Raw genomic sequence first — 21,509 nt, 5'->3', positions numbered from 1 at the left:
TGCGGCGTCGACCGACGGCGCCCGGTGGAGGCCGGGCCGCTGCTCTGCGCGCCGAGAAGGGCTCGTCGGGACGTTGCTCGTCGGGGTCGATGCTCCACGGAGCCGACGGCGCCGAGGTGAACGGCTACGCCCGGCGCGCGTCGGCGAGCGGGGGCTGGAGCCGCACGACCTCGCCGGCTGCCGATCCGTCGGCGGGACGTGCGATCCTGCCGCGGATGTCGCTCGGGGTGAGCCCCTCGCGGCGCTTGAGCGCACGGCGGAGGTGGTCCGCCGAGGAGAATCCGGACGCGGTGGCGATCGCCTCGAGCGGGACCTCCCGCGGGCGGCGGCGCAGGAGCTCCACGGCGCTGGCGACCCGGGAGCGCTCGATCTCGCTCGCGACCGTGGTGCCCGCGTCCTCGAAGAGCCGCTGGAGGGAGCGGGTGGACACGTTGACCGCGTCGGCCACCGCCTCCGGGGTGCAGCGCGGTGTGCGGTGCGTCCGGTCGATGACCGTGCGCGCGCGCCCGAGCGTGGCGGCCCGGACGCTCGTGGTGCCGGGCTGCGAGCTCGCCGCCGCGAGGAACGCGCTGGTGAGGAGCTGCTTGACAACGTGGGCGAAGCCGGTGACCTCGCCCTCGCCGGGCAGCCCCGTCCCGGACTCCGCCGCGAGGGCGAAGGCGGTCGTGAAGGCGTATGCGGCGCGGGTGGACCGGGCGTCGGGATCGAGCGCGTAGACCAGGGCCGACGTGTCGAAGCCGTAGCGGCGCATCTCGTCGGCGCGCAGCGAGAGGTGGAGGATCGTGGCCGGAGTCGTCGACTCGGTCGTGAAAGTCGTCGTCCCCTGCTGGTACGAGATCGAGCCCGGACGCAGCAGCACCGTTCGGTCCGGGGCGACCATGCGCACGAAGCCGTCGATGAGGAAGCTGAAGGTGAGGAAGGAGGTGTCGTCGGCCGGCCACGTCCCGCGGAGGACGCGCAACGGCGAGACCGTCATCAGCACGACGCTCAGATCGGCGGTGCCGAATCCCGAACCGGTGATGCTCGGAACGGTGCCGGGTTTGACGACGATGCGCGGTCCGAGATTCTCGAGTTCTCGGATTCCCGAGAAAGCCCAGGAGATCGATGCGACCATGAGGTCCCCCCGGACTTCTCTTCTGCGGCGCCGACCCCCTGTCGGCGCCCTCTGATTATGCAGGGAAAAGAAGCCGCATCCTCCGCCGGGAGCCCGTCAAATCCCGCCACCTGATCGGGGGGTGCGCAAGGGGGTGGACAAGGTCACGCCCATACCCTGTCGCGGCGTTCTCCTCCGCCCGCCGTCATTTAGCCGTCAGATGGCGGATTTCTACGTGAGAACGCACTCAGGGCGGCATCCCCGTTCGGGGGACGGTGGTCGCTGATCATTCTCAATGCTCTCGACTCGATAACGAGCCCGATAAGCCCGGCGAATTCCCATTCATCGAGCCGGGATCGAGAGTCCGGGCGTGTCGTCTGCCGATACGGACGACCCGATCGACGTCACCTCGCGCAGCCAGTTCTCGAGAAGGCGCCGCCCGCCCTCGGTGAGGACCGACTCCGGATGGAACTGCACGCCCACGAGCGGAGCACTCCGGTGCCGGACGGCCATGACCACTCCCTCCGGTGTCCGCGCCGTCACCCGCAGCTCCTCGGGAAGGCTCTCACCGTCGACCGCGAGCGAGTGGTACCGCATCGCGGCGAATCCGGAGGGCAGGCCGTCGAAGAGCGGATCTCCGTCGTGGAGGACCGCGGACGTCCGGCCGTGCAGCAGCTCCGGCGCCTCCGTGACGCGTGCGCCGAGAGCGTGGGCGAGCACCTGGTGGCCGAGGCAGACTCCGAGCAGCGGCCGCCCGGTCGCCTCCGCCCGCTGCACGAGCGCCGTCGACGCGGGGACGTCCTCGGGGCGGCCCGGTCCGGGTGAGACCAGGACTCCGTCCGCCTCCTCCGCACGAGCCAGGAGCGCCGTGGTCCCGAGCTCGTCGCCCTCGACCACGTCGACCTCGGCACCGAGCTCGCGGAGATACGAGACGAGCGTGAAGACGAAGCTGTCGTGGTGGTCGACGACCAGGATCCGCGGGGCCGCGCCGCCGGTCACGAGCCGACGGTCACGTTCCGGTCGAGCACGAGCGACTGCACCCAGGGGAACACCCACTCGTCGAGCGCGACCAGGACCGCCGCGACGAGGACGAGGACGATCAGGAGCCGGACCCACCACGGCCCGGGCAGAAGCCGCCACAGCGCTGCGTACACGGTCAGCCCTCCTGAGCCAGCGAGGCGGCGATCTCGGCGGGGGCGCCCGCGGACCGCGGCTGGAACGAGTCGAAGACGCCGTACGCGATGATCCGCTCGGCCGTCGAGTAGAGCGGGTTGCAGCTCGTCAGCGTGATCAGGCGGTCGGTCGGAGCCGCGTCCGGAGTCCACGGGACCGGGTCGATCACCTGGACGTCGGAGGGCTGGACGTACTCGAGGTTGCGGAAGCGGTAGGTGTACCAGCCGTCCGCCGTCTCGATGTAGATCGGGTCGCCGAGCTGGAGCTCGTCGATCAGGTGCATGCCTCCGCCGTACGCGCTGCGGTGCGCGGCGAGCGCGAAGTTGCCGGCCTGGCCGGGCATCTGCGTCCCGGGGTAGTGGCCGATGCTCCCCTCGTCGAGCACGTTCTCGGCGTCGATGCCCTCGGCGATCGTGCGCACCCACCCCTCGCCGTAGCGCGGGATGTAGAGGTTGCCGAAGGAGGTGTCGAGGGCGGCGACCGACGCGACGACCGGCTCCGTCGGGGCGGCCTCGGTCGGCTGCGGTGCCGGAGAGGAGTCGCCCCAGGTCTCGCGGAGCTCCGCCGCCTGCGTCGTCTGCCGGCCCGCGATCACCGCGTCGTTCCACCAGAGCTGCCAGGCCAGGAAGAGCAGGACCAGGACGCCGGCGGTCATCAGGAGCTCGCCGACGACTCCGAAGAACGAGAGTCGTCGGACCGGGCGGGCCCTCCGTCGCTTCGCTCGCGGCCGCAGAGCCGCCCCGTCGGGGTTCTGGGCGGTCATGCGACGAGTCTAGGCGCGAGCCGTGACCGGCTGTGGCGCATGATCCGGACCTGTGGAGAGCCCTCCCGAGTCGCCGCCTGAGGAGGGCCGATGGGACCACTCGAGCGCCTGCACCGGCCGCTCCGCGAGTCCGCACAGCACCCGCGCAGCCCCGGTGCTCCCGGCCCGGAGCCTCCGCCAGGTACAGTGGTCGGCATGGCACGAGCGACGAAGAGCCCGAAGCCCGAGCGCGACGAGGCCCGGACCGGCGAGAACGCACCGAATCCGGTCTGGTTCAAGCCGGTGATGTTCGGCTTCATGTTGCTCGGACTCGCCTGGATCATCGTCTTCTACGTGAGCCAGGGCACCCTGCCGATCCCCGATCTCGGCAACCTCAACATCCTGATCGGCTTCGGCATCGCGTTCATCGGCTTCCTGATGACGACGCGCTGGCGCTGAGCCTCCCCCAGTCGTGAACGACGCCCCGTCCGGTCCGCCGACGGGGCGTTCGTCGTCGGTGAAGCGTCTGCGCACCGCCGGCTGCGTCTTCGCTGAGGAGGAGGCGGGCCTGCTCGAGGAGGCCGCCGACTCCCCCTCCGACCTCGAGCTGCTGCTCCGTCGCCGCGAGACGGGCGAGCCCCTCGAGCAGATCCTCGGCTGGGTCGCCTTCCGCGGCCTGCGCGTCCCCGTCGCACCCGGCGTCTTCGTGCCCCGCGTGCGCACCGAGTGGCTGGTCGACTGCGCCCTGGAGGTCCTCCCGGACGGCGCGGTGTTGCTCGACCTCTGCTGCGGATCCGGCGCGCTCGCCCGGTCGATCGCGGAGGAGCGGCCGGACGTCCGCCTGCTCGCGGCCGACCTCTCCCCCGCCGCCGTCGCCTGCGCGCGCCGCACGCTCGCAGGCCGCGGCGACGTCCACGAGGGCGACCTCTTCGACGCGCTCCCCCGGAGTGAGCGCGGGCGGATCGACGTCGTGGTCGTCAACGCCCCCTACGTCCCCACCGCGGCGATCGCGCTCATGCCGCCGGAGGCCCGGGTGCACGAGCCGATGCTCACGCTCGACGGCGGGTCGGATGGGCTCGCCCTGCACCGCCGTATCGCTCAGGAGGCGGGGGCGTGGCTCGCACCCCACGGCGTCGTCGTGATCGAGGTCGGCGCGGATCAGGCCGCGGCGAGTGCCTCGGCGTTCCAGGCGGCCGGGTTCGCCACCTCGCTGCACCGCGACAACGACCGTGAGGCGACGGCCCTGGTGGCCGTCCGCCGGAGAACTACACCGCTGTAATTATCCCCAGCTGTGGAATCCCCTGTGGAGAACTCCGCGGTCCCCGCCGCGCTGGCCTGCTCGAGGCGCGGAGGGCCCCGATCGGCACCAGCCCGCCGGTTCTCGGACGCGCCGCCGTCCCCGGATCGTCCTCCCGAGGAGGACACCCGGGACGTTCTCCCCAGTGTTAACAACTCTGTGGATAACTTCCTCCCCACCTGTTGAGAGCACCTGTGGACAGCGGTGGAGACGGTCACCGCGGGAACGACGAAGCGGCGGGCCCGGGAGTGCGCGAGGCACTGCCGGACCCGCCGCTGCGGGAGGGGACGGGATCAGCCGAGGACGTAGGCGCCCGCGGTGATCGCCACCAGTCCGACTCCGATGAGCCCGACGAGGAGGTTCTGCGTGCGCCGCTGGGCGCGCTGCCGGGTCTTCGTGAAGACCAGCCCGATGAGCGCGCCGGCCACCAGACCGCCGACGTGCGCCTGCCACGCCACGTTCATCCCGGGCAGGAAGCCGATGACGAGGTTCAGTCCGACCAGCACCAGCAGCTGCGACGCCTGACCGCCCAGGTGCCGGAGGATCACCAGGTACGCGCCCATCAGCCCGAAGATCGCACCGGAGGCGCCGATCACCGGGGTCAGCGGGTTCGCGAGGAGCAGGACGCCCACCGACCCGGCGAAACCGCTCAGGAGGAAGAGGGTGAGGTAGCGCCCGCGGCCCAGCATGCGCTCGAGCACCATGCCGAACACCCACAGCGTGTACATGTTCAGCACCAGGTGGAACGGGATGACGATGAAGAGCGACGTGCTGTGGAGGAACACCGAAGTGAGCATCCGCCACGGCTCGAAGCCGGCGCCGAAGCCGGGGAGCGTGTAGGCGGGGGCGTACAGGAGCGCGTTGACCGCCGGCCCGCCGACGAAGGGGAGGATCTCGACGATCCACAGCACGATGCAGAGCGCGATGATCGCGTAGGTCACCGTCGGCTGGTCGGCACGGGTCATGGCCCGCACGCGGGAGAGGAGGGGACCGCGGGTGCGCGGCGCGGTGGCGCGCTGCTGCGCCATGTCGTCCGGGCAGATCACGCCGACCGGAGCCGGCGTCTGGCACTCGCCGCAGATGGTGCGGCCGCACCGCTGGCAGCGCACGAAGCTCTGCCGGTCGGGGTGTCGGTAGCAGGAGTAGGTGCTGCTCGGCGGGACCTGGGTCACGGACGTGCCTCCGGGGAGAACGAGGGCCGGGCCCTGACGGACCCGGCCCTCGAATGAGTGGTGGATGAGGCGATTAGACCTCGGTGATCTCGACGCTCTCGATCACGACGTCCTCGAGCGGCTTGTCACGGCCGTCGGTGGGGACCGCCGAGAGCGACTGCACGAGCTTCTTCGACTCCTCGTCGGCGACGGCGCCGAAGATGGTGTGCTTGCCCTGGAGCCAGGTCGTCGGCGCCACGGTGATGAAGAACTGCGAGCCGTTGGTGCCGCGGCCCGCCTGCTTGCCGGCGTTCGCCATCGCGAGGATGTAGGGCTGGGTGAAGTCGAGCTCCGAGTTGATCTCGTCGTCGAACTGGTAGCCCGGGCCGCCGATGCCCTGCCCGAGCGGGTCGCCGCCCTGGAGCATGAAGTCGGGGATGATGCGGTGGAAGACGGTGCCGTTGTAGAGCGGCTCCTTCGTCTTCGCACCCGTGGCGGGGTGGGTCCACTCGATGTCGCCGGTCGCGAGACCGACGAAGTTGCGGACCGTCTTGGGAGCGTGGTTCCCGTAGAGGTTGACGACGATGTCGCCCTTGTTGGTGTGGAACGTCGCGACTGCGGTGTGCAAAGGCATGCTCGGATTCTCGCACAGCGCGTCTGTAGGCCCCTGCAACGCCCGGTGTCAATGCGCTGGGTGCGCGATGCGGACGCCGATCGATGAGTGGCAGTATTGAGGCGTTCGCTGCTCGTAGCCGATGGAGGACCAACATGGGTCTGTCACGTAAGCACAAGAAGGACCTCAAGCGTCTTCGCAAGAACGCCGAGGCGGTCTGGGGCGAGCAGCAGGAGGTGCTGGCGCACGCGGCCTCCGTGCTCGAGAAGAGCCGCCGCCACGCGTCGAAGTACGCCAAGAAGGAGCTCGTCCCCTTCGTCAAGGACACGTACGACTCGCGCGTCAAGCCGGTCTACGACAACGGCGTCTCGGCCGTCGAGGGCACGTACTCCTCGGCACGCAACGCCTACAAGCACAAGGTCGTCCCGACCTTCGCCGCTGTGGGCGGCACGGCCGCCGCCGCCTTCGAGGCCGCCAAGGACTCGAAGAACCGCGCGAAGCTCGCCGAGATCTCGAAGGCGCGCTGGGAGGAGCTCACCACTCCGCCGAAGAAGAAGAGCAAGGTCGGCACGGTCTTCGCGATCGGCGCCGCGCTGGTCGCCGTCGGCGGCATCGGCTACGCCGTCTGGCAGACGTTCCGCGCCGACGACGAGCTGTGGGTCGCCGAGGACGAGCCGCAGAGCGCCGCGCAGAACGCGGCCTCGACCGCTTCCTGACCTTCTCGTCGCTGGAGCCGGGCCCCTCAGGGGGTCCGGCTCCTTCGCATGCCCGGGTTAGGCTTCTGCGGTGGACATCCGGGTCGCCGCGTACGGCGTGATCATCGACGGTGAGCGGATGCTGCTCGCGCACTGGAGCCAGGGCCCCTGGTCGGCCTGGACGCTTCCGGGCGGCGGGATCGACGAGGGCGAGTCGCCGGCCGACGCCGCGGTCCGCGAGATCTTCGAGGAGACGGGCTACCGTGCCGAGCTCGAGGCCCTCATCGGCGTGGACTCGCACGTGATCCCCGCGCACCGCCGCAGCGACCCCGAGGCCGGCCCCCTGCACGCCATCCGCGTCGTGTACCGCGCCCGCATCGTGGGCGGCGAGCTCACGCACGAGGTGGACGGCTCCACGGACGCCGTCGCCTGGTTCCCCCTGAGCGACGTCGAGGAGCTGGAGCGCGTCGAGCTCGTCGACGCGGCCCTCACAATGAACGAGGCCTGGCTCCTCCGCTGACGGTGGCCGGGAATCCCCGGCCGCGCCCCGGTGTTCCCTTCGTCGTGATCGTCGAGCTCTACACCTCCGCCTTCTGCGGCGCCTGCCATGCCGCGCGCTCGGTGCTGGAGCGCGCCGCGGAGCTCGTCCCCGCCGCCGAGATCCGCGAGCGCGACGTGGCCTTCCACCCCATCGAGGCCGAGGCCGCCGGCATCCGCTCGACCCCCACCGTCGTCGTGCGCGATACGGCCGGAGAGGTGGTCTTCCGGTCGGAGGGCGCTCCCTCCCTTCCGCAGGCTCTCGCCGCTCTGGCCCTCGCCCTGCCCGCGTAGGGTGGCCGCGGGAGGACCCATGCACCGTCGCGCTGCGCTCGCGAGCACCGTCGTTCTGCTCGGCGCCCTCGCGCTCTCGGGGTGCGCCTCCGAGGAGCCGGTGACCACGGCCGCGGTCGGGCTCGGACGGGGCGGCGAGCGAGGAGAGGTCCTCGGGGTCGTCGTCGTGTGCTCGGGGTCCGTCGACGGCCTCGACCTCGCCGCCTCCGACTCCGCCCCCCTGACCATCGGCGACGGGCTGCGGAGGGTCACCCGCTGGGTCTCCCCGTCACCGGTCACGCAGCTGGGCGCGACCGACCTCTCCGGATCCACGGTCTGGCCGGCCGACACAGTGATCGAGCGGTTCCCGCTCGGCGTCGACCTCGCGCTGGGCGCCTACGCGACCGACCGCTCCGTGCTCGCCCGCCCGGTCGTCTTCACGGCCGAGCAGTTCGACACGCTCTCCGTCGGCGAGATCATCGTCGGCGACATCCGCGACGGCACGTCCGAGACCCTCTCGGTCCAGCAGTTCCTCGGCCTCGCCTGCGTGGACCGCTGAGCGGGCGACTCGGCCGTCCGAGTGGCGACCTCGATCGCGGGGACCGCACGGTCCGCGACAGGAGAGGCCGCCGGCGATCACGCCGACGAGAGTGCCGACACGCGGGACCACCCCGGATGTCGGCCGGTGGACCAGAAGGGCCGACGAAGGGGGAGCACCCGCGAGAGGGGAGGAAGTGTGGAGCCTAGGAGATTCGAACTCCTGACATCCTGCTTGCAAAGCAGGCGCTCTACCAACTGAGCTAAGGCCCCGGGCCGGAGACGGGGCGATCCGTCTCCGAGAGTCGAACGGCCCGCCACCGCGAGGTGACGGGCCGTTCGGACCGGGTGGGGGTACCAGGACTTGAACCTGGGACCTCTTCATTATCAGTGAAGCGCTCTAACCGCCTGAGCTATACCCCCGGAATGGCCAGAGGAGACTCTACCCGACATCGAGCAGGAATCCCAATCGGCCGGACCGTGCGCCCTACTGGTTGGTGAAGCCCACCAGGAGGCCGCCGGTGATCTTGACGCTGAGGTTGTACAGCAGCGCCACGATCGCGCCGAGCGCGGTGGTGACGATGGTGTTCAGCACCGCGACGACGATCGCGAAGCCCATGACCTGCGGCAGCGAGATGATCGTGTTGAGGTCGAACGCCTCGGCGCCGGCGATGTCCTGCACGAGGCCGTTGACCTCGTCGAACACTCCCGTCTGGGCCAGGACCGTGTAGACCAGGTAGACGACGACGATCGTGATGATCGCGAGCGTCAGGCCCAGCAGGAACGAGAGCTTCACGGCCGACCAGAAGTCGACGTAGACGAGCTTCAGGCGGACCTGCTTCGCCGCCGGGCTCTTCGCGGACTTCCTGGCGAGCTTCTCGGCGACGGTGCTACTCATCTACGGACCCATCCTCCTCCGACACCGGAGCGGACTCGCCCGGCGCCGCGGCGTCGGGATCCTCGTCCTGGGCGTCGAGATTGCGTTCGGTGTTCTTGGCGAGTGCGATGATGCGGTCGTCCTCAGCGAATCGTGCGAAGACGACTCCCATGGTGTCGCGACCCTTGGCCGGTACCTCGGCCACCGCAGAGCGTACCACCTTGCCGCTGGCGAGCACGACGAGCACCTCGTCGTCCTCTCCGGTGATGATGGCGCCCACGAGGTCGCCGCGCTTCTCCTCCAGCTTGGCCACCTTGATGCCCAGCCCGCCGCGTCCCTGGAGGCGGTACTGGTCGACCGCGGTGCGCTTGGCGTAGCCGCCCTCGGTGACCACGAACACGAAGCCCTCGTCGCTGACGACGTTGGCGTCGAGGAGGCGGTCCTCTCCGCGGAACGACATGCCGCGGACTCCGGAGGTGGAGCGGCCCATCGGACGCAGCGCCTCGTCGGACGCGGTGAAGCGGATCGACATGCCCTTGCGGGAGACCAGCAGCACGTCGCTGTCCTCCTCGACCAGGAGCGCCGAGACGAGCTCGTCGCCGTCGCGCAGCTTGATCGCGATGATGCCGCCGGAGCGGTTCGTGTCGTACTCCGAGAGGGCCGTCTTCTTCACGAGGCCGTCGCGCGTGGCGAGCACGAGGTAGCGGGCCGCCTCGTAGTCGCGGATGTCGAGGATCTGCGCGATCTGCTCCCCCGGCTCGAGCGCGAGCAGGTTCGCGATGTGCTGGCCCTTGGCGTCGCGGCCGGCCTCCTGCAGCTCGTAGGTCTTGGCGCGGTACACGCGACCGGTGTTCGTGAAGAACAGCAGCCAGTGGTGCGTGGTGGTGACGAAGAAGTGCTCGACGATGTCGTCGGCCTTGAGCTGCGCGCCGCGCACGCCGCGGCCGCCGCGGTGCTGGGCCCGGTAGGAGTCGCTCCGGGTGCGCTTGAGGTAACCGCCTCGGGTGACGGTGACGACCATCTCCTCCTCGGGGATCAGGTCCTCGACGCTCATGTCTCCGTCGAACCCGAAGAGGATCTCGGTGCGGCGGTCGTCGCCGAAGCGGTCGACGATCTCGTCGAGCTCGTCCGAGATGATCGTGCGCTGGCGCTCGGGGCTCGCGAGGATCGACTTGTAGTCCTCGATCTCGGCCTGGATCCGGTCGTGCTCGTCGATGATCTTCTGGCGCTCGAGGGCCGCGAGGCGGCGCAGCTGCATGTCGAGGATGGCGCGGGACTGCACCTCGTCGATGTCGAGCAGCTCCATCAGACCGTCGCGCGCCTCCTCCACGGTGGGGGAGCGGCGGATGAGGGCGATGACCTCGTCGAGCGCGTCGAGCGCCTTGAGGTAGCCGCGCAGGATGTGGATCCGCGCCTCCGCCTCGTCGAGGAGGTACTGGGTGCGGCGCACGATGACCTCGACCTGGTGGTCGACCCAGGCGCGGATGAAGCCGTCGAGCGAGAGGGTGCGCGGGATGCCGTCGACGATCGCGAGCATGTTCGCGCCGAAGTTCTCCTGAAGCGGCGTGTGCTTGTAGAGGTTGTTCAGCACCACCTTCGCCACGGCGTCGCGCTTGAGGACGACGACGAGGCGCTGGCCGGTGCGACCGGAGGTCTCGTCGCGGATGTCCGCGATGCCCGAGACGCGCCCGTCCTTGACCAGCTCGGCGATCTTGATCGCCAGGTTGTCCGGGTTCACCTGGTACGGCAGCTCGGTGACGACGAGGCAGGTGCGGCCCTGGATCTCCTCGATGGAGACGACGGCGCGCATCGTGATCGAGCCGCGGCCGGTGCGGTACGCGTCCTGGATGCCGCGGACGCCGAGGATCTGCGCACCGGTGGGGAAGTCGGGTCCCTTGATCCGCTGCAGCAGCGCCTCGAGGAGCTCCTCGCGCGTCGCGTCCGGGTTCTCGAGCGCCCACTTCGCGCCGGCGGCGACCTCGCGCAGGTTGTGCGGCGGGATGTTGGTCGCCATGCCGACCGCGATGCCGACGGAGCCGTTGACGAGCAGGTTCGGGAACCGGGCCGGCAGGATCGCCGGCTCGCGCGTGCGGCCGTCGTAGTTGTCCTGGAAGTCGACGGTGTTCTTGTCGATGTCGCGGACCATCTCGAGCGCGAGCGGCGCCATCTTGGTCTCGGTGTACCGGGGGGCGGCGGCGCCGTCGTTGCCGGGGGAGCCGAAGTTGCCCTGCCCGAGCGCGAGCGGGTAGCGGAGGCTCCACGGCTGCACCAGGCGGACCAGCGCGTCGTAGATCGCGGAGTCGCCGTGCGGGTGGAACTGGCCCATCACGTCGCCGACGACGCGCGAGCACTTCGAGAACGCCTTGTCGGGACGGTAGCCGCCGTCGTACATGGCGTAGATCACGCGGCGGTGCACGGGCTTCAGGCCGTCGCGCACCTCCGGCAGGGCTCGCCCGACGATGACGCTCATCGCGTAGTCGAGGTAGGAGCGCTGCATCTCGAGCTGCAGGTCGACCGGCTCGATCTTGTCGTGACCGTGGATCACCACACCGGTCTCGGTGACGATGTCGTCGCTCTCGTCCGGGCCGGTGGGGGTGGTGGATTCTTCTGCCATGATCTCTGGTCTCTCAGGTGGGTCCGTGCCCCGGAGAAGCGGGGGCGGCGGTCGCGCTGGGTGTCAGGTGTGTCGTCGGTGTGCGGGCCGGTGAGGGCCTCTGTCGTGTTCTGGTCGAGGATGCGGCCCATCGAGGGCCGCCGTCACGTGTTCGAGGTGGTCGCGAGGACGGTCCACTGGACCGCCCGGCCGCCGTCTTTCGAAGGACGTCCGCTTCCTCGACCACTAGATGTCGAGAAAGCGCACGTCCTTCGCATTCTTCTGGATGAAGGAACGGCGGGACTCGACGTCCTCGCCCATGAGAGTGGAGAAGATCTCGTCGGCCGCGGCCGCGTCGTCGAGCGTGACCTGGAGGAGGGTCCGCGTGGCGGGGTCCATCGTGGTCTCCCACAGCTCCTTGTAGTCCATCTCGCCGAGGCCCTTGTAGCGCTGGATGCCGTTCTCCTTGGGCATGCGCTTGTTGGTCGCCGAGCCGTGCGCGATCAGGGCGTCGCGCTCGCGGTCGCTGTAGACGTACTCGTGCGGGGAGTTCGACCACTTGAGGCGGTACAGCGGCGGCTGCGCGAGGTACACGTAGCCGAGGTCGATCAGCGGGCGCATGTAGCGGAAGAGGAGCGTCAGCAGCAGCGTCGTGATGTGCTGGCCGTCGACGTCGGCGTCGGCCATCAGGATGATCTTGTGGTACCGCGCCTTGTCGGGGTTGAAGTCCTCGCCGATGCCGGCGCCGAACGCCGTGATCATCGCCTGGACCTCGTTGTTGCCGAGAGCGCGGTCGAGCCGGGCCTTCTCGACGTTGAGGATCTTCCCGCGGAGGGGGAGGATCGCCTGCGTCTCGGGATTGCGGCCCTGCACCGCGGATCCTCCCGCCGAGTCGCCCTCGACGATGAAGATCTCGGAGATCGACGGGTCCTTGGACTGGCAGTCCTTGAGCTTGCCCGGCATGCCGCCGCCCTCGAGCAGGCCCTTGCGGCGGGCGGTCTCGCGCGCCTTGCGCGCCGCCATGCGGGCCGAGGCCGCCTGGATCGCCTTGCGGATGATGTCCTTGGCCTGGCTCGGGTTGCGGTCGAACCAGTCGGCCAGCTGCTCGCCGGCCACGCGCTGCACGAACGCCTTCGCCTCGGTGTTGCCGAGCTTCGTCTTGGTCTGGCCCTCGAACTGCGGCTCGCCGAGCTTGATCGACACGACGGCGGTGAGGCCCTCGCGGATGTCGTCGCCCGAGAGGTTCTCGTCCTTCTCCTTGAGCAGGTTGTTCGCGCGCGCGTAGCGGTTGACCAGAGTGGTCAGCGCGGCGCGGAAGCCCTCCTCGTGGGTGCCGCCCTCGTGGGTGTTGATGGTGTTCGCGTAGGTGTGGACGCTCTCGGTGTAGGCCGTGGTCCACTGCATGGCGACCTCGAGCGAGATGCGGCGCTCGGTGTCCTCGGACTCGAAGTCGATGATCTCGGAGTGCACGAGGTCCGACTTCTTCAGCGAGTTGATGTACTCGACGTAGTCGACGAGGCCCTTCTCGTAGTGGAAGACGTCGGTCCGGTCGCCCTCGGTCTCGTTCTCGCCCTCCCCCTCGAACTCGACCTCGTTCTGGTCGGTCAGCGCGATGCGCAGGCCCTTGTTGAGGAACGCCATCTGCTGGAAGCGCGCGCGCAGGGTCTCGTAGTCGAACTCGACCGTCTCGAAGATGCCGGCGTTGGGCCAGAAGGTGATCGTCGTGCCGGTCTCGTCGCTGGCCTCGCCCTTCTCGAGCGGGGCGTCCGGCACTCCGTCGGTGAAGCTCATCCGGTACACGGCGCCCTGGCGCTTGACCTCGACGTCGAGTCGCGTCGACAGCGCGTTGACCACGGAGGAGCCGACGCCGTGCAGGCCGCCGGAGACCGCGTAGCCGCCGCCGCCGAACTTGCCGCCGGCGTGCAGCACGGTGAGGACCAGCTCGACCGTGGAGATGCCCTCGGTCGGGTGCATGTCGACCGGGATGCCGCGGCCGTTGTCGGAGACGGTGACGCCTCCGTCGGCGCGCATCAGGATCTCGATGTTGTCGCAGTAGCCCGCGAGCGCCTCGTCGACGGCGTTGTCGACGATCTCGTAGACCAGGTGGTGCAGACCGCGCGGACCCGTGGATCCGATGTACATGCCGGGGCGCTTGCGGACCGCCTCGAGGCCCTCGAGGACCTGGATCTGGTTCGCGCCGTAGTCACCGGACGACTTGGTCGACATGCTCTCGTGCGGAGCGGAGGGGGCTGCTGAGCCGTTCGCGTCCAGGTCGTTCGCTGCGGGTGACGTGGAGTCGTTCGGCTCGTGAGTCATAGCTGTGGAGTTCTCCTCTGACGGTCCGTCGCGACGCGCACGGTGATCTGGAGATCGCCCGCGCGGCGGCGTCACTGCGGTTCGGCGGCCCTCCATTCTACCGCGTGCCGGGTCGATCCGAAGCGCTGGACGGCGATCTGAGGCGCGAAAGATCGGCGGTCGACCGAAAATGCGTCCTCAGCCGTAGGTGTCGCGCGGACCACGCCCTGGAATCGACCTGGGACCCTTTTTCCAGTTCGGGACGTCCGGGCCCTGGAAACGGATCGACGCGATGCCCGCGTCGGGGAAGTTCACCGCGATGTGGTTCATGATCTCGATCCGCATCAGCCGGAGCTGGGTCGACCACGCCGTGGACTCGCACGCGACCGTCAGCACGCCGTCGACGACGCCCACCGGAGTTGAGTGCTTCGCGGTCTCCTCGCCGGCGATCGCCGTCCACGACGACATCAGGTCGCCCTGCGCCAGCGGTGCCGTCCAGCCGAGCTTCACGGTGAGGGAGTCGAGGACGTCGCCGAGGTCGTGCGGGTCGCGGCCCTTGCCGAACGGGATCGCGTCGCCCTTGGGCTCGGCGCGCTCGACGGTCTTCCGGATGCGGCGCGGGCCGTCGGCGCCGAACACCTCCTTGAGGTGGCGGTAGACGCGGGCGGCCTCGGAGTCGGGTGCGGGGGCTCCGCGGCGGGGGGAGTCAGCCATCGGACGGCTCCGACGGGGCGGGCGGCTCCGGGGACGCGGGATCTGTGGACGCCGGCGCTGGGGACGCGGGCTCCGCGGAGGACGCCGCGGCGGAGGAGACGGCGCCAGGAGAAGGGGAAACGGACGAGACCGGATCGGGAGAAGAGGAGCGGGAGGACTCGGGACCGGGAGGAGGGGAGTCGGAGGACACAGGATCGGACGAGGCGGAGTCGGGTGCGATCGGCTCCGGCACGGCGATCGGCGCGGCAGTGGCGCCCGTGCCGACGATCCGGCCGGCCTCGATCCGCACGGTGTGCGCGGCCAGCGCCTCCGGGACGTCGTCGAAGACGGCCGCGGTGATCAGGACCTGCTCGTAGTCGGCGACCACCGAGGCGAGGCGCTCGCGCCGGCGCGCGTCCAGCTCGGCGAAGACGTCGTCGAGCATCAGCACCGGATCGCCCATGGGGGAGTCGCGCCGGAGCAGCTCCGCGGCGCCCAGCTTCAGCGCCAGGGCGAACGACCAGCTCTCGCCGTGGCTGGCGTAGCCCTTGGCCGGCAGCGCGTTCAGCTCGAACTGCACGTCGTCGCGGTGCGGGCCGACGAGGGAGACGCCCCGGTCGAGCTCGCGGCGTCGCACCCCGGCCAGCGCGGACGCGAACGCCTCCGCCAGTCCCTCGCCCGCCGCCGGTGACGCGGCGCCCGGCTGCTCCACGGGCTCGCCGTCGTCGTCGACCGCGCCCTCGATGCTCAGGCGGGAGCGGAGCACCGGACGCTGGTCGGCACCGGCGACCGCCTCGTACGCGGCGCGCACCGGTCCGCTCAGCTCCTCCACCAGGGTGAGGCGCGACTGCATGATCTCGGTCCCGAGCGCGATCAGGCGCTCGTCCCAGATGTCGAGGGTCCCGAGCTTCGAGGGGTCGCGGACGCCGCTCGCCCGTGCGGACTTGAGCAGCGAGTTGCGCTGGCGCAGCACCCGCTCGTAGTCGGCCTGGACGGCGCTCATCCGCGGGGAGCGGAGGATCACCAGCTGGTCGAGGAAGCGGCGGCGGGCCGACGGGTCGCCGCGGATGAGGAGGAGGTCCTCCGGCGCGAAGAGGACGCTGGAGAAGAAGCGGGGGAGCTCGCGCGGCTTGATCCCGCCGCGGTTGATCTGCGCGCGGTTGGGGGAGGAGCGGTTGATCTGCACCTCGGCCAGCAGGTCGCGCTCGCCGTTGCGGAGGCGGGCGCGCACCACGGCACTGTCCCGGCCGGCGCGGATGAGCGCCTGGTCGCTCGACACGCGGTGCGAGCCCAGGGTGGAGAGGTAGCCGAGCGACTCGACGAGGTTCGTCTTGCCCTGGCCGTTGCGGCCGACGAAGAGGTTCGGTCCGGGCACGAGATCGACGTCGACCGACTCGTAGTTCCGGAAGTCGCTGAGCGCCAGCTGCGTCACCTGCACGTCGCGCTCCTCTCCTCCACCCGTCGTCGCGGGCCTTCCCTGCACCCCTGCGGGCTCCTCGCCCGTCCCGATCGGCCGATCCACCCGCTCCGGCGCCTGCGGCCCGCTCTCCCCCTGCCGGCCTGGCCTGCGCCCCCGGTCTCGACACACCCCTTCGGGCTACTCGACCGGCACGGCGGCGGAACCGTCCGGGACGCGGATCCCGATACGCCCCTCCGGGGCCACTACTCGCTCACCATGATCGGCCGAGCCCCGTCCCTGCCCGTGAAGGCGGCCGCAGGCTCGCCGCCCGACGCCGGTAGCAGGGTGGAGGCGGCCGGAGGCCCGCCGCCTCCGTGAGAGCATCCCTGCCTCACGGGGGCGGCGGGCCGCAGTCCGCCGTCCGTCACCGGCTCTACGGAACGCGCCCCCCTCGGGAAGCCGACCGCCGTGAGGACTGCCGGAGGCAGTCCTCACCAGCCCACTCAGTCGACGGCCTTGACGGAGTGCCCGCCGAACTGGTTGCGGAGCGCTGCGACGGCCTTCATCGCGGGGGAGTCCTCCTGGCGGGAGACGAAGCGGGCGAAGATCGAGGCGCTGATCGTGGGCACCGGGACGGCGTTGTTGATGGCCTCCTCGATGGTCCAGCGGCCCTCGCCCGAGTCCTGCACGTAGCCCTCGATGTTCTTGAAGTCCGGGTCCTGCTCGAGGGCGCGGACGAGGAGCTCGAGCAGCCAGGAGCGCACGACCGTGCCGCGCTGCCAGGCCTTGAAGGTGCCGGTGACGTCCTTGATGATGTCGCTGCGGGTCTCGAGCAGCTCGTAGCCCTCGGCGAACGCCTGCATCAGGGCGTACTCGATGCCGTTGTGGACCATCTTCGCGTAGTGGCCGGCGCCGACCTCGCCGACGTGGACGAAGCCCTCCTCGCGGGGGCCCTCCGGGCGCAGCGCGTCGAAGACGGGCATGGCGTACTCGACGAGCTCCTTCGGGCCGCCGACCATCAGGCCGTAGCCGTTCTGGAGTCCCCAGACGCCGCCGGAGACTCCCGCGTCGATGTAGTGGATGCCCTTGGGCTTCAGCAGCGCGTCGTGCTTGAAGTCCTCGGTGAAGCGGGAGTTGCCGCCGTCGATGACGAGGTCGCCCTCGCTGAGCTTCTCCGACAGGTCCTTGACGACCGCGTCGGTGATCTCGCCGGCCGGCACCATCACCCAGACGATGCGGGGCGAGGGGAGTGCGGCGATCATCTCGTCGAGAGAGGCCGCGTCCGAGACGTCGGGATTGCGGTCGTAGCCGGTGACCTCGAGCCCCTTGGAGCGGAGGCGGGAGCGCATGTTGTCGCCCATCTTGCCGAGGCCGACGAGTCCGATGTGCATGGTGAACCTTCCTGGATTCGTTGTCCGGCGGGCGGGCGCTCGTCGGGAGCGGGGCGGTCGCGGCTCTGCGATCCGGCGAGTGGTCAGCGCAGCAGCAGGTTGGGCTGGAGCAGGTAGCGGTAGCTGTCGCTGCCGGGCTGCTCCCGCGAGGTCTGCGCGGTGATCAGGACGGGGCCGGGCTTGTTGGGGTTCTCGGTCTTCGTGAACGCGATGCGCACGAACTCCGAGTGGACGGCGGCGAGGCCGTCGAGCAGGAACTGCGGCTTGAGCGAGACGACCACGTCGTCGCCGGTCACGATCGCGTCGATGCTCTCGGACGCCTGCGCCTGCTCGGAGCCGATGGCCTCGAGGGTGAGGCCGTCGCTGCTGAAGCTGAAGCGGAGGGCCGCCTCTCGCTCGAGCACGAGCGAGACGCGGCGGGTGGCCTCGATGAGGTCGCTGGTCGACATGACCGCGTAGTTCTCGACGGAGGCGGGGAAGAGGCGCTTCACGGGCGGGAAGTTGCCCTTGATCAGCAGCGACGTGACGGTCTTGCGGTCCGCGGTGAAGGCGATCAGCTCGCGCTCGTCGCGGTTGGTGATCGCGACGGAGACGGTGCCGGAGTGGCCGAAGGTCTTGCCGACCTCCTGCAGCGTGCGCGCGGGCACGAGGGCGGTGAGCGGCTGGGTGGGCGCGGGGTTGTCCCCGTTGTCCCAGTCGATCTCGCGGACGGCGACGCGGTAGCGGTCCGTCGCGACGAGGCCGATCGTGTTCTCGGTGATCTCGAGCTGCACGCCGGTGATGACGGGGGTCACGTCGTCGCGGGAGGCGGCGACCGCCACCTGCGAGACGGCGGCCGCGAAGGCGTCGGCCGGGACGAGGCCGGTGGAGGCATCGATCTCGGGGATGCTCGGGTACTCCTCCACGGGCATCTGCAGGAGCGTGAAGTGCGCCGAGCCGGCCGAGACCGAGACGCGCGACTCCTCCGTGGCGATGCGCACGGGAGCGTTGGGGAGGCGGTTCGCGATGTCGGCGAGCAGACGGCCCGAGACGAGCACGGTCCCCGTCTCCTCCACGTCGGCCGCGATCTGCGTCTGCGCGGACACCTCGTAGTCGAAGGAGGACAGCGTCAGACCCTCGGAGGTCGCCTCGATGAGGACTCCGGAGAGGATCGGCAGGGTCGTGCGCTGCGGAAGCAGCTTGACCGCGAAGGACACCGCCTCGCTGAAGACATCGCGGTTGGCTTGGAACCTCACGAGTACACCCCTGACGAGTCGCGGACGAAGACCGTCGCCCATCGTACCCGCCGGGCTCGACGAGCTCGGAAGGGGGTGGACCGCCGAGCACTCCCGAGCCGCTGTGGAGAGGTTGCCGGTCGAGGCTTCATTAAAGAGAGAACTGCGTTAACAGTGTTAACACGTGTGGAAACTGTGGAAAACGCTTCGGACCCCTACTCCTGGGTGGGATCGGAGGGACCCGCCCCTGTGGAGGGAGTGTGAGCGGGCCCGTGGACGCCCTGTGGAGCGATCCGAGCCGACCGGTCGCCCTCCACAGGCGGGCTCTCCCGGCGCACAGTCCCGAGGCGGTTGTCCACAGTTATCCACAGGTTCCTCACACTGTGGAAATCGGCCCTCCGAGGCGCGCGAGGCGGCGTGTCCGAGGCCCGCGCAGTGGGTCGAGGAGTCCGTCGACGACGTCTCCGGGTCACGACGGAGACTGTCGAACGCGGCTCGCGCCGTCCGAGCGGCGCGGAAGACGATGCGCGCTCCCTCTCCCCTGCGCTGCTCTCCTGGCCGTCGCTCGGCGGATCGACACCGTCCGATCGCACGCCGGCCGCTCATCCGCTCACCCGGACCCCTTGAGCACGTGCGGTTCATGCTGGTCGAGTAGCCCCAGCGAGCCGTATCGAGACCCCCGCCAGCGCCTTCGCCCGATCTCGACGCGCGCCGACACCGACGCCCTGCTGCTCGCGCCGCGATCCCCGTCGCCTCCCCTCACACGAAGAGAGGGGAGCGACTACCCGACCACCGCGCACGGACGCCGATGGACCCCCGGACACGTCACCCGGGACAGGTGGTCCCGGGGACCGTACGACTACCGACTAGCGGTTCGTCTTGATGCGGGTGGTCAGCTCGGTGACCTGGTTGTAGATGCTGCGGCGCTCCTTCATGAGCTCCGAGATCTTCTTGTTCGCGTACATGACCGTGGTGTGGTCGCGGTTGCCGAACAGCTGGCCGATCTTGGGCAGCGAGAGGTTCGTCAGCTCGCGGCACAGGTACATGGCGATCTGGCGCGCGGTGGCGACGGCCTGCGAGCGCGACGAGCCGTAGAGGTCGTCGACCGTGAGCTTGAAGTAGTCCGCGGTGTGGTTGATGATGTCGACCGGCGAAATGACGTTGTCCTCGTCGAGCGTGATCAGGTCCTTCAGCACGGTCTGCACGAGCGACATGTCGACCGGCGTGCGGTTCAGGCTCGCGAACGCGGTGACGCGGATGAGCGTCCCCTCGAGCTCGCGGATGTTGCTCGACACCTTCGACGCCATGAACTCGAGGATGTCGTCGGGCACGAGCAGCTTCTCGCTGACCGCCTTCTTGCGGAGGATCGCGATGCGGGTCTCGAGGTCGGGAGCCTGCACATCGGTGATGAGGCCCCACTCGAAGCGCGAGCGCATCCGGTCCTCGAAGCCCGTCAGGGCCTTCGGCGGCAGATCGGACGTGATCACGACCTGCTTGTTGTGGTCGTGCAGCTGGTTGAAGGTGTGGAAGAACGCCTCCTGCGTCTCCGCCTTCCCCTGCAGGAACTGGATGTCGTCGATCAGGAGGATGTCGACGTTGCGGTAGCGGCCGTGGAAGGCGTTGCCCCGGTTGTTCGCGATCGAGTTGATGAAGTCGTTCGTGAACTCCTCGCTCGAGACGTACCGCACGCGGATCCCCGGGTAGAGGCTCATCGCGTAGTGGCCGATGGCGTGGAGGAGGTGCGTCTTGCCGAGCCCGGAGTCGCCGTAGACGAAGAGCGGGTTGTAGGCCTTGGCGGGAGCCTCGGCGACCGCGACGGCCGCGGCGTGCGCGAACCGGTTGGAGCCTCCGATGACGAAGTTGTCGAAGCTGTACTTCGGGTTCAGCCGGGTGTCGGTCGCCGGCACGGTCCGCAGCTCCTCGACCCCGCGGGTCGGCGCGACCGTCGCCGAGGAGGCGGTGATCGGCTCGAACGGGTTCATCGACTCCTGCGACGACGGGGAGCTGAGGGGCTCGTGCTCGATGTCGGGGTTCACCACGAAGGCGAACGTCGTGACGCCGAAGGAGTCGTCGAGCGTCCCGATCGCGCTGAGCAGGGGCACGCGCACGCGCTGCTCGAGCATCCCGCGGGTGAACTCGTTCGGGACCTCCAGGTAGAAGGTGCCCGCCATGATGCCCTTGGGCTCCACGAGCGAGACGAACCCGTAGAGGGGAGCGGTGATCCGCTCGTCCCGGGACAGTGCGCCGAGGATCACGTTCCACGCGTCGACCATCGACGTGTCGTCTGCCATCTGTCTCCGGTCCTGGGTGCTGTCGCTGTGAAGTCGCTGCGGGATCGCCGTCTCCGCCGGACCCGTCGCCGCCCGCTGCAGGGGCGTCGCGGACCGGGCGCGGAGCCGGGTCTCGAGTGCCGCTCTCTCCACAGGGTTGTCCACCGGCCTCGAGCGATGCCTGTGCGGGCGCGGGAGGACGCGGATCCCACCTGTGGATAACTGCGGCTCAACACCGTAACGAACGGAGCCGACGGGAGACAAATCCACCACAGCGACACCCGCGTGTCAATGCGCGGAACCCCGTGTCCCGTGTGCATGATCGAGGTTTCGCGCCGTCCACATTTGACCGGTGACGGAACAGGCCGTAGTTTAAATCAGTTGACGCCTGCCCGGTGTCGTCCGTGCGGCCCTCGCAGGCCGAGCGGATTCCGCAGCCGGGCACCCCTTCTTCCCGGAGGATCCGAGTCTCCGCCCGAGCGGGTGGTGCCGGTTCGCGCCGCGGAACACGTACGTGGAGATCTGATTATGAGCAAGCGAACCTTCCAGCCGAACAACCGTCGTCGCGCCAAGGTGCACGGCTTCCGTCTGCGCATGCGCACCCGTGCCGGCCGCGGCATCCTCAGCGCGCGCCGCGCCAAGGGGCGCACCGAGCTCTCCGCCTAG

20 protein-coding genes, 2 tRNA genes and 1 pseudogene are annotated in these 21,509 nt (G+C 69.8%); 7 read left to right on the top strand and 16 right to left on the bottom strand.

Annotation, left to right across the window (positions count from 1 at the left end):
- Positions 1-124: 124 nt before the first annotated feature.
- The 4 genes from C5C99_RS00870 to C5C99_RS00860 all read right to left on the bottom strand — a co-directional run bounded on the left by C5C99_RS00870 (position 125) and on the right by C5C99_RS00860 (position 3,029).
- A complete protein-coding gene (locus tag C5C99_RS00870; RefSeq protein ID WP_104339448.1) occupies positions 125-1,114 on the bottom strand; it encodes a helix-turn-helix domain-containing protein in 990 nt (329 codons plus the stop codon).
- Between the two features lie 321 nt (positions 1,115-1,435).
- The gene (locus tag C5C99_RS00865; RefSeq protein WP_104339447.1) at positions 1,436-2,092 is read right to left on the bottom strand and encodes an aminodeoxychorismate/anthranilate synthase component II; all 657 of its coding nucleotides are present in this window, start codon (positions 2,090-2,092) and stop codon (positions 1,436-1,438) included.
- Complete coding sequence (locus C5C99_RS16945; protein ID WP_167299010.1) at positions 2,089-2,247, bottom strand: hypothetical protein; 159 nt, start codon at positions 2,245-2,247, stop codon at positions 2,089-2,091. The genes C5C99_RS00865 and C5C99_RS16945 overlap by 4 nt, the downstream gene beginning before the upstream one ends.
- 2 nt (positions 2,248-2,249) lie before the next feature.
- Positions 2,250-3,029, bottom strand: a complete 780-nt coding sequence (locus C5C99_RS00860; protein WP_104338964.1) for a class E sortase — start codon at positions 3,027-3,029, stop codon at positions 2,250-2,252.
- A gap of 195 nt (positions 3,030-3,224) precedes the next feature.
- On the opposite strand from C5C99_RS00860, the gene C5C99_RS00855 reads away from it, so the two are divergent.
- Together C5C99_RS00855 and C5C99_RS00850 are read left to right on the top strand one after the other, a co-directional pair.
- Positions 3,225-3,467: a cell division protein CrgA gene (locus C5C99_RS00855; protein WP_104222667.1), complete on the top strand. Its 243-nt coding sequence runs from the start codon at positions 3,225-3,227 to the stop codon at positions 3,465-3,467.
- A gap of 58 nt (positions 3,468-3,525) precedes the next feature.
- The gene (locus C5C99_RS00850) at positions 3,526-4,287 is read left to right on the top strand and encodes a putative protein N(5)-glutamine methyltransferase (RefSeq protein ID WP_104339446.1); all 762 of its coding nucleotides are present in this window, start codon (positions 3,526-3,528) and stop codon (positions 4,285-4,287) included.
- Between the two features lie 311 nt (positions 4,288-4,598).
- On the opposite strand, the gene C5C99_RS00845 is transcribed toward C5C99_RS00850, so the two are convergent.
- Positions 4,599-5,477, bottom strand: a complete 879-nt coding sequence (locus C5C99_RS00845; RefSeq protein WP_104222668.1) for a rhomboid family intramembrane serine protease — start codon at positions 5,475-5,477, stop codon at positions 4,599-4,601.
- 73 nt (positions 5,478-5,550) lie between these two features.
- A complete protein-coding gene (locus C5C99_RS00840; RefSeq protein WP_104222669.1) occupies positions 5,551-6,090 on the bottom strand; it encodes a peptidylprolyl isomerase in 540 nt (179 codons plus the stop codon).
- 134 nt (positions 6,091-6,224) lie between these two features.
- Between C5C99_RS00840 and C5C99_RS00835 the strand changes: the two genes are divergently transcribed.
- The 4 genes from C5C99_RS00835 (at position 6,225) to C5C99_RS00820 (ending at position 8,133) form a co-directional block, all read left to right on the top strand.
- The gene (locus C5C99_RS00835) at positions 6,225-6,785 is read left to right on the top strand and encodes a hypothetical protein (RefSeq protein ID WP_104232995.1); all 561 of its coding nucleotides are present in this window, start codon (positions 6,225-6,227) and stop codon (positions 6,783-6,785) included.
- Positions 6,786-6,855: 70 nt separating this feature from the next.
- Entirely contained in the window at positions 6,856-7,284 is a 429-nt protein-coding gene (locus C5C99_RS00830; RefSeq protein ID WP_104339445.1) for an NUDIX hydrolase, read from the top strand.
- Positions 7,285-7,286: 2 nt separating this feature from the next.
- On the top strand, positions 7,287-7,595 hold the full coding sequence (locus C5C99_RS00825; protein ID WP_258063577.1) for a thioredoxin family protein: 309 nt from the start codon (positions 7,287-7,289) through the stop codon (positions 7,593-7,595).
- Positions 7,596-7,614: 19 nt separating this feature from the next.
- Entirely contained in the window at positions 7,615-8,133 is a 519-nt protein-coding gene (locus tag C5C99_RS00820) for a hypothetical protein (protein ID WP_104222672.1), read from the top strand.
- A gap of 178 nt (positions 8,134-8,311) precedes the next feature.
- Here the strand turns inward: C5C99_RS00820 and C5C99_RS00815 are convergent.
- The 10 genes and pseudogenes from C5C99_RS00815 to dnaA form a co-directional block, all read right to left on the bottom strand.
- A tRNA-Ala gene (locus C5C99_RS00815) sits at positions 8,312-8,384 on the bottom strand.
- Between the two features lie 76 nt (positions 8,385-8,460).
- Positions 8,461-8,534 (bottom strand) — tRNA-Ile (locus C5C99_RS00810).
- 64 nt (positions 8,535-8,598) lie between these two features.
- Positions 8,599-9,009 carry a DUF3566 domain-containing protein gene (locus C5C99_RS00805; protein ID WP_104222673.1) on the bottom strand — a complete coding sequence of 137 codons (411 nt, stop codon included), beginning with the start codon at positions 9,007-9,009 and terminating at the stop codon, positions 8,599-8,601.
- On the bottom strand, positions 9,002-11,602 hold the full coding sequence (gyrA, locus tag C5C99_RS00800; protein ID WP_104339444.1) for a DNA gyrase subunit A: 2,601 nt from the start codon (positions 11,600-11,602) through the stop codon (positions 9,002-9,004). Before gyrA ends, C5C99_RS00805 begins: the two co-directional genes overlap by 8 nt.
- A gap of 225 nt (positions 11,603-11,827) precedes the next feature.
- Positions 11,828-13,807 (bottom strand): DNA topoisomerase (ATP-hydrolyzing) subunit B, encoded by a 1,980-nt coding sequence (gene gyrB, locus C5C99_RS00795; RefSeq protein WP_208543372.1) that lies wholly within the window; start codon positions 13,805-13,807, stop codon positions 11,828-11,830.
- Positions 13,808-14,074: 267 nt separating this feature from the next.
- Complete coding sequence (locus C5C99_RS00790) at positions 14,075-14,590, bottom strand: DUF721 domain-containing protein (RefSeq protein WP_104237766.1); 516 nt, start codon at positions 14,588-14,590, stop codon at positions 14,075-14,077.
- A gap of 262 nt (positions 14,591-14,852) precedes the next feature.
- Positions 14,853-16,007 (bottom strand): annotated as a pseudogene (gene recF / locus C5C99_RS00785) (DNA replication/repair protein RecF); the annotation flags it as partial.
- 464 nt (positions 16,008-16,471) lie between these two features.
- Positions 16,472-17,359 carry a phosphogluconate dehydrogenase (NAD(+)-dependent, decarboxylating) gene (gene gnd, locus C5C99_RS00780; RefSeq protein ID WP_104222677.1) on the bottom strand — a complete coding sequence of 296 codons (888 nt, stop codon included), beginning with the start codon at positions 17,357-17,359 and terminating at the stop codon, positions 16,472-16,474.
- Between the two features lie 83 nt (positions 17,360-17,442).
- Entirely contained in the window at positions 17,443-18,594 is a 1,152-nt protein-coding gene (gene dnaN / locus C5C99_RS00775) for a DNA polymerase III subunit beta (RefSeq protein ID WP_104222678.1), read from the bottom strand.
- 845 nt (positions 18,595-19,439) lie between these two features.
- Positions 19,440-20,744, bottom strand: coding sequence for a chromosomal replication initiator protein DnaA (gene dnaA, locus C5C99_RS00770; protein ID WP_374952921.1), 1,305 nt, complete (start codon positions 20,742-20,744; stop codon positions 19,440-19,442).
- A 627-nt stretch (positions 20,745-21,371) separates the two neighbouring features.
- Here dnaA and rpmH point away from each other — a divergent pair.
- Complete coding sequence (gene rpmH / locus C5C99_RS00765; protein ID WP_055784512.1) at positions 21,372-21,509, top strand: 50S ribosomal protein L34; 138 nt, start codon at positions 21,372-21,374, stop codon at positions 21,507-21,509.

Source organism: Rathayibacter sp. AY1C4 (genome assembly GCF_002932195.1).
GTDB lineage: Bacteria > Actinomycetota > Actinomycetes > Actinomycetales > Microbacteriaceae > Rathayibacter.
This window is presented reverse-complemented; position numbering and strand designations above follow the sequence as displayed.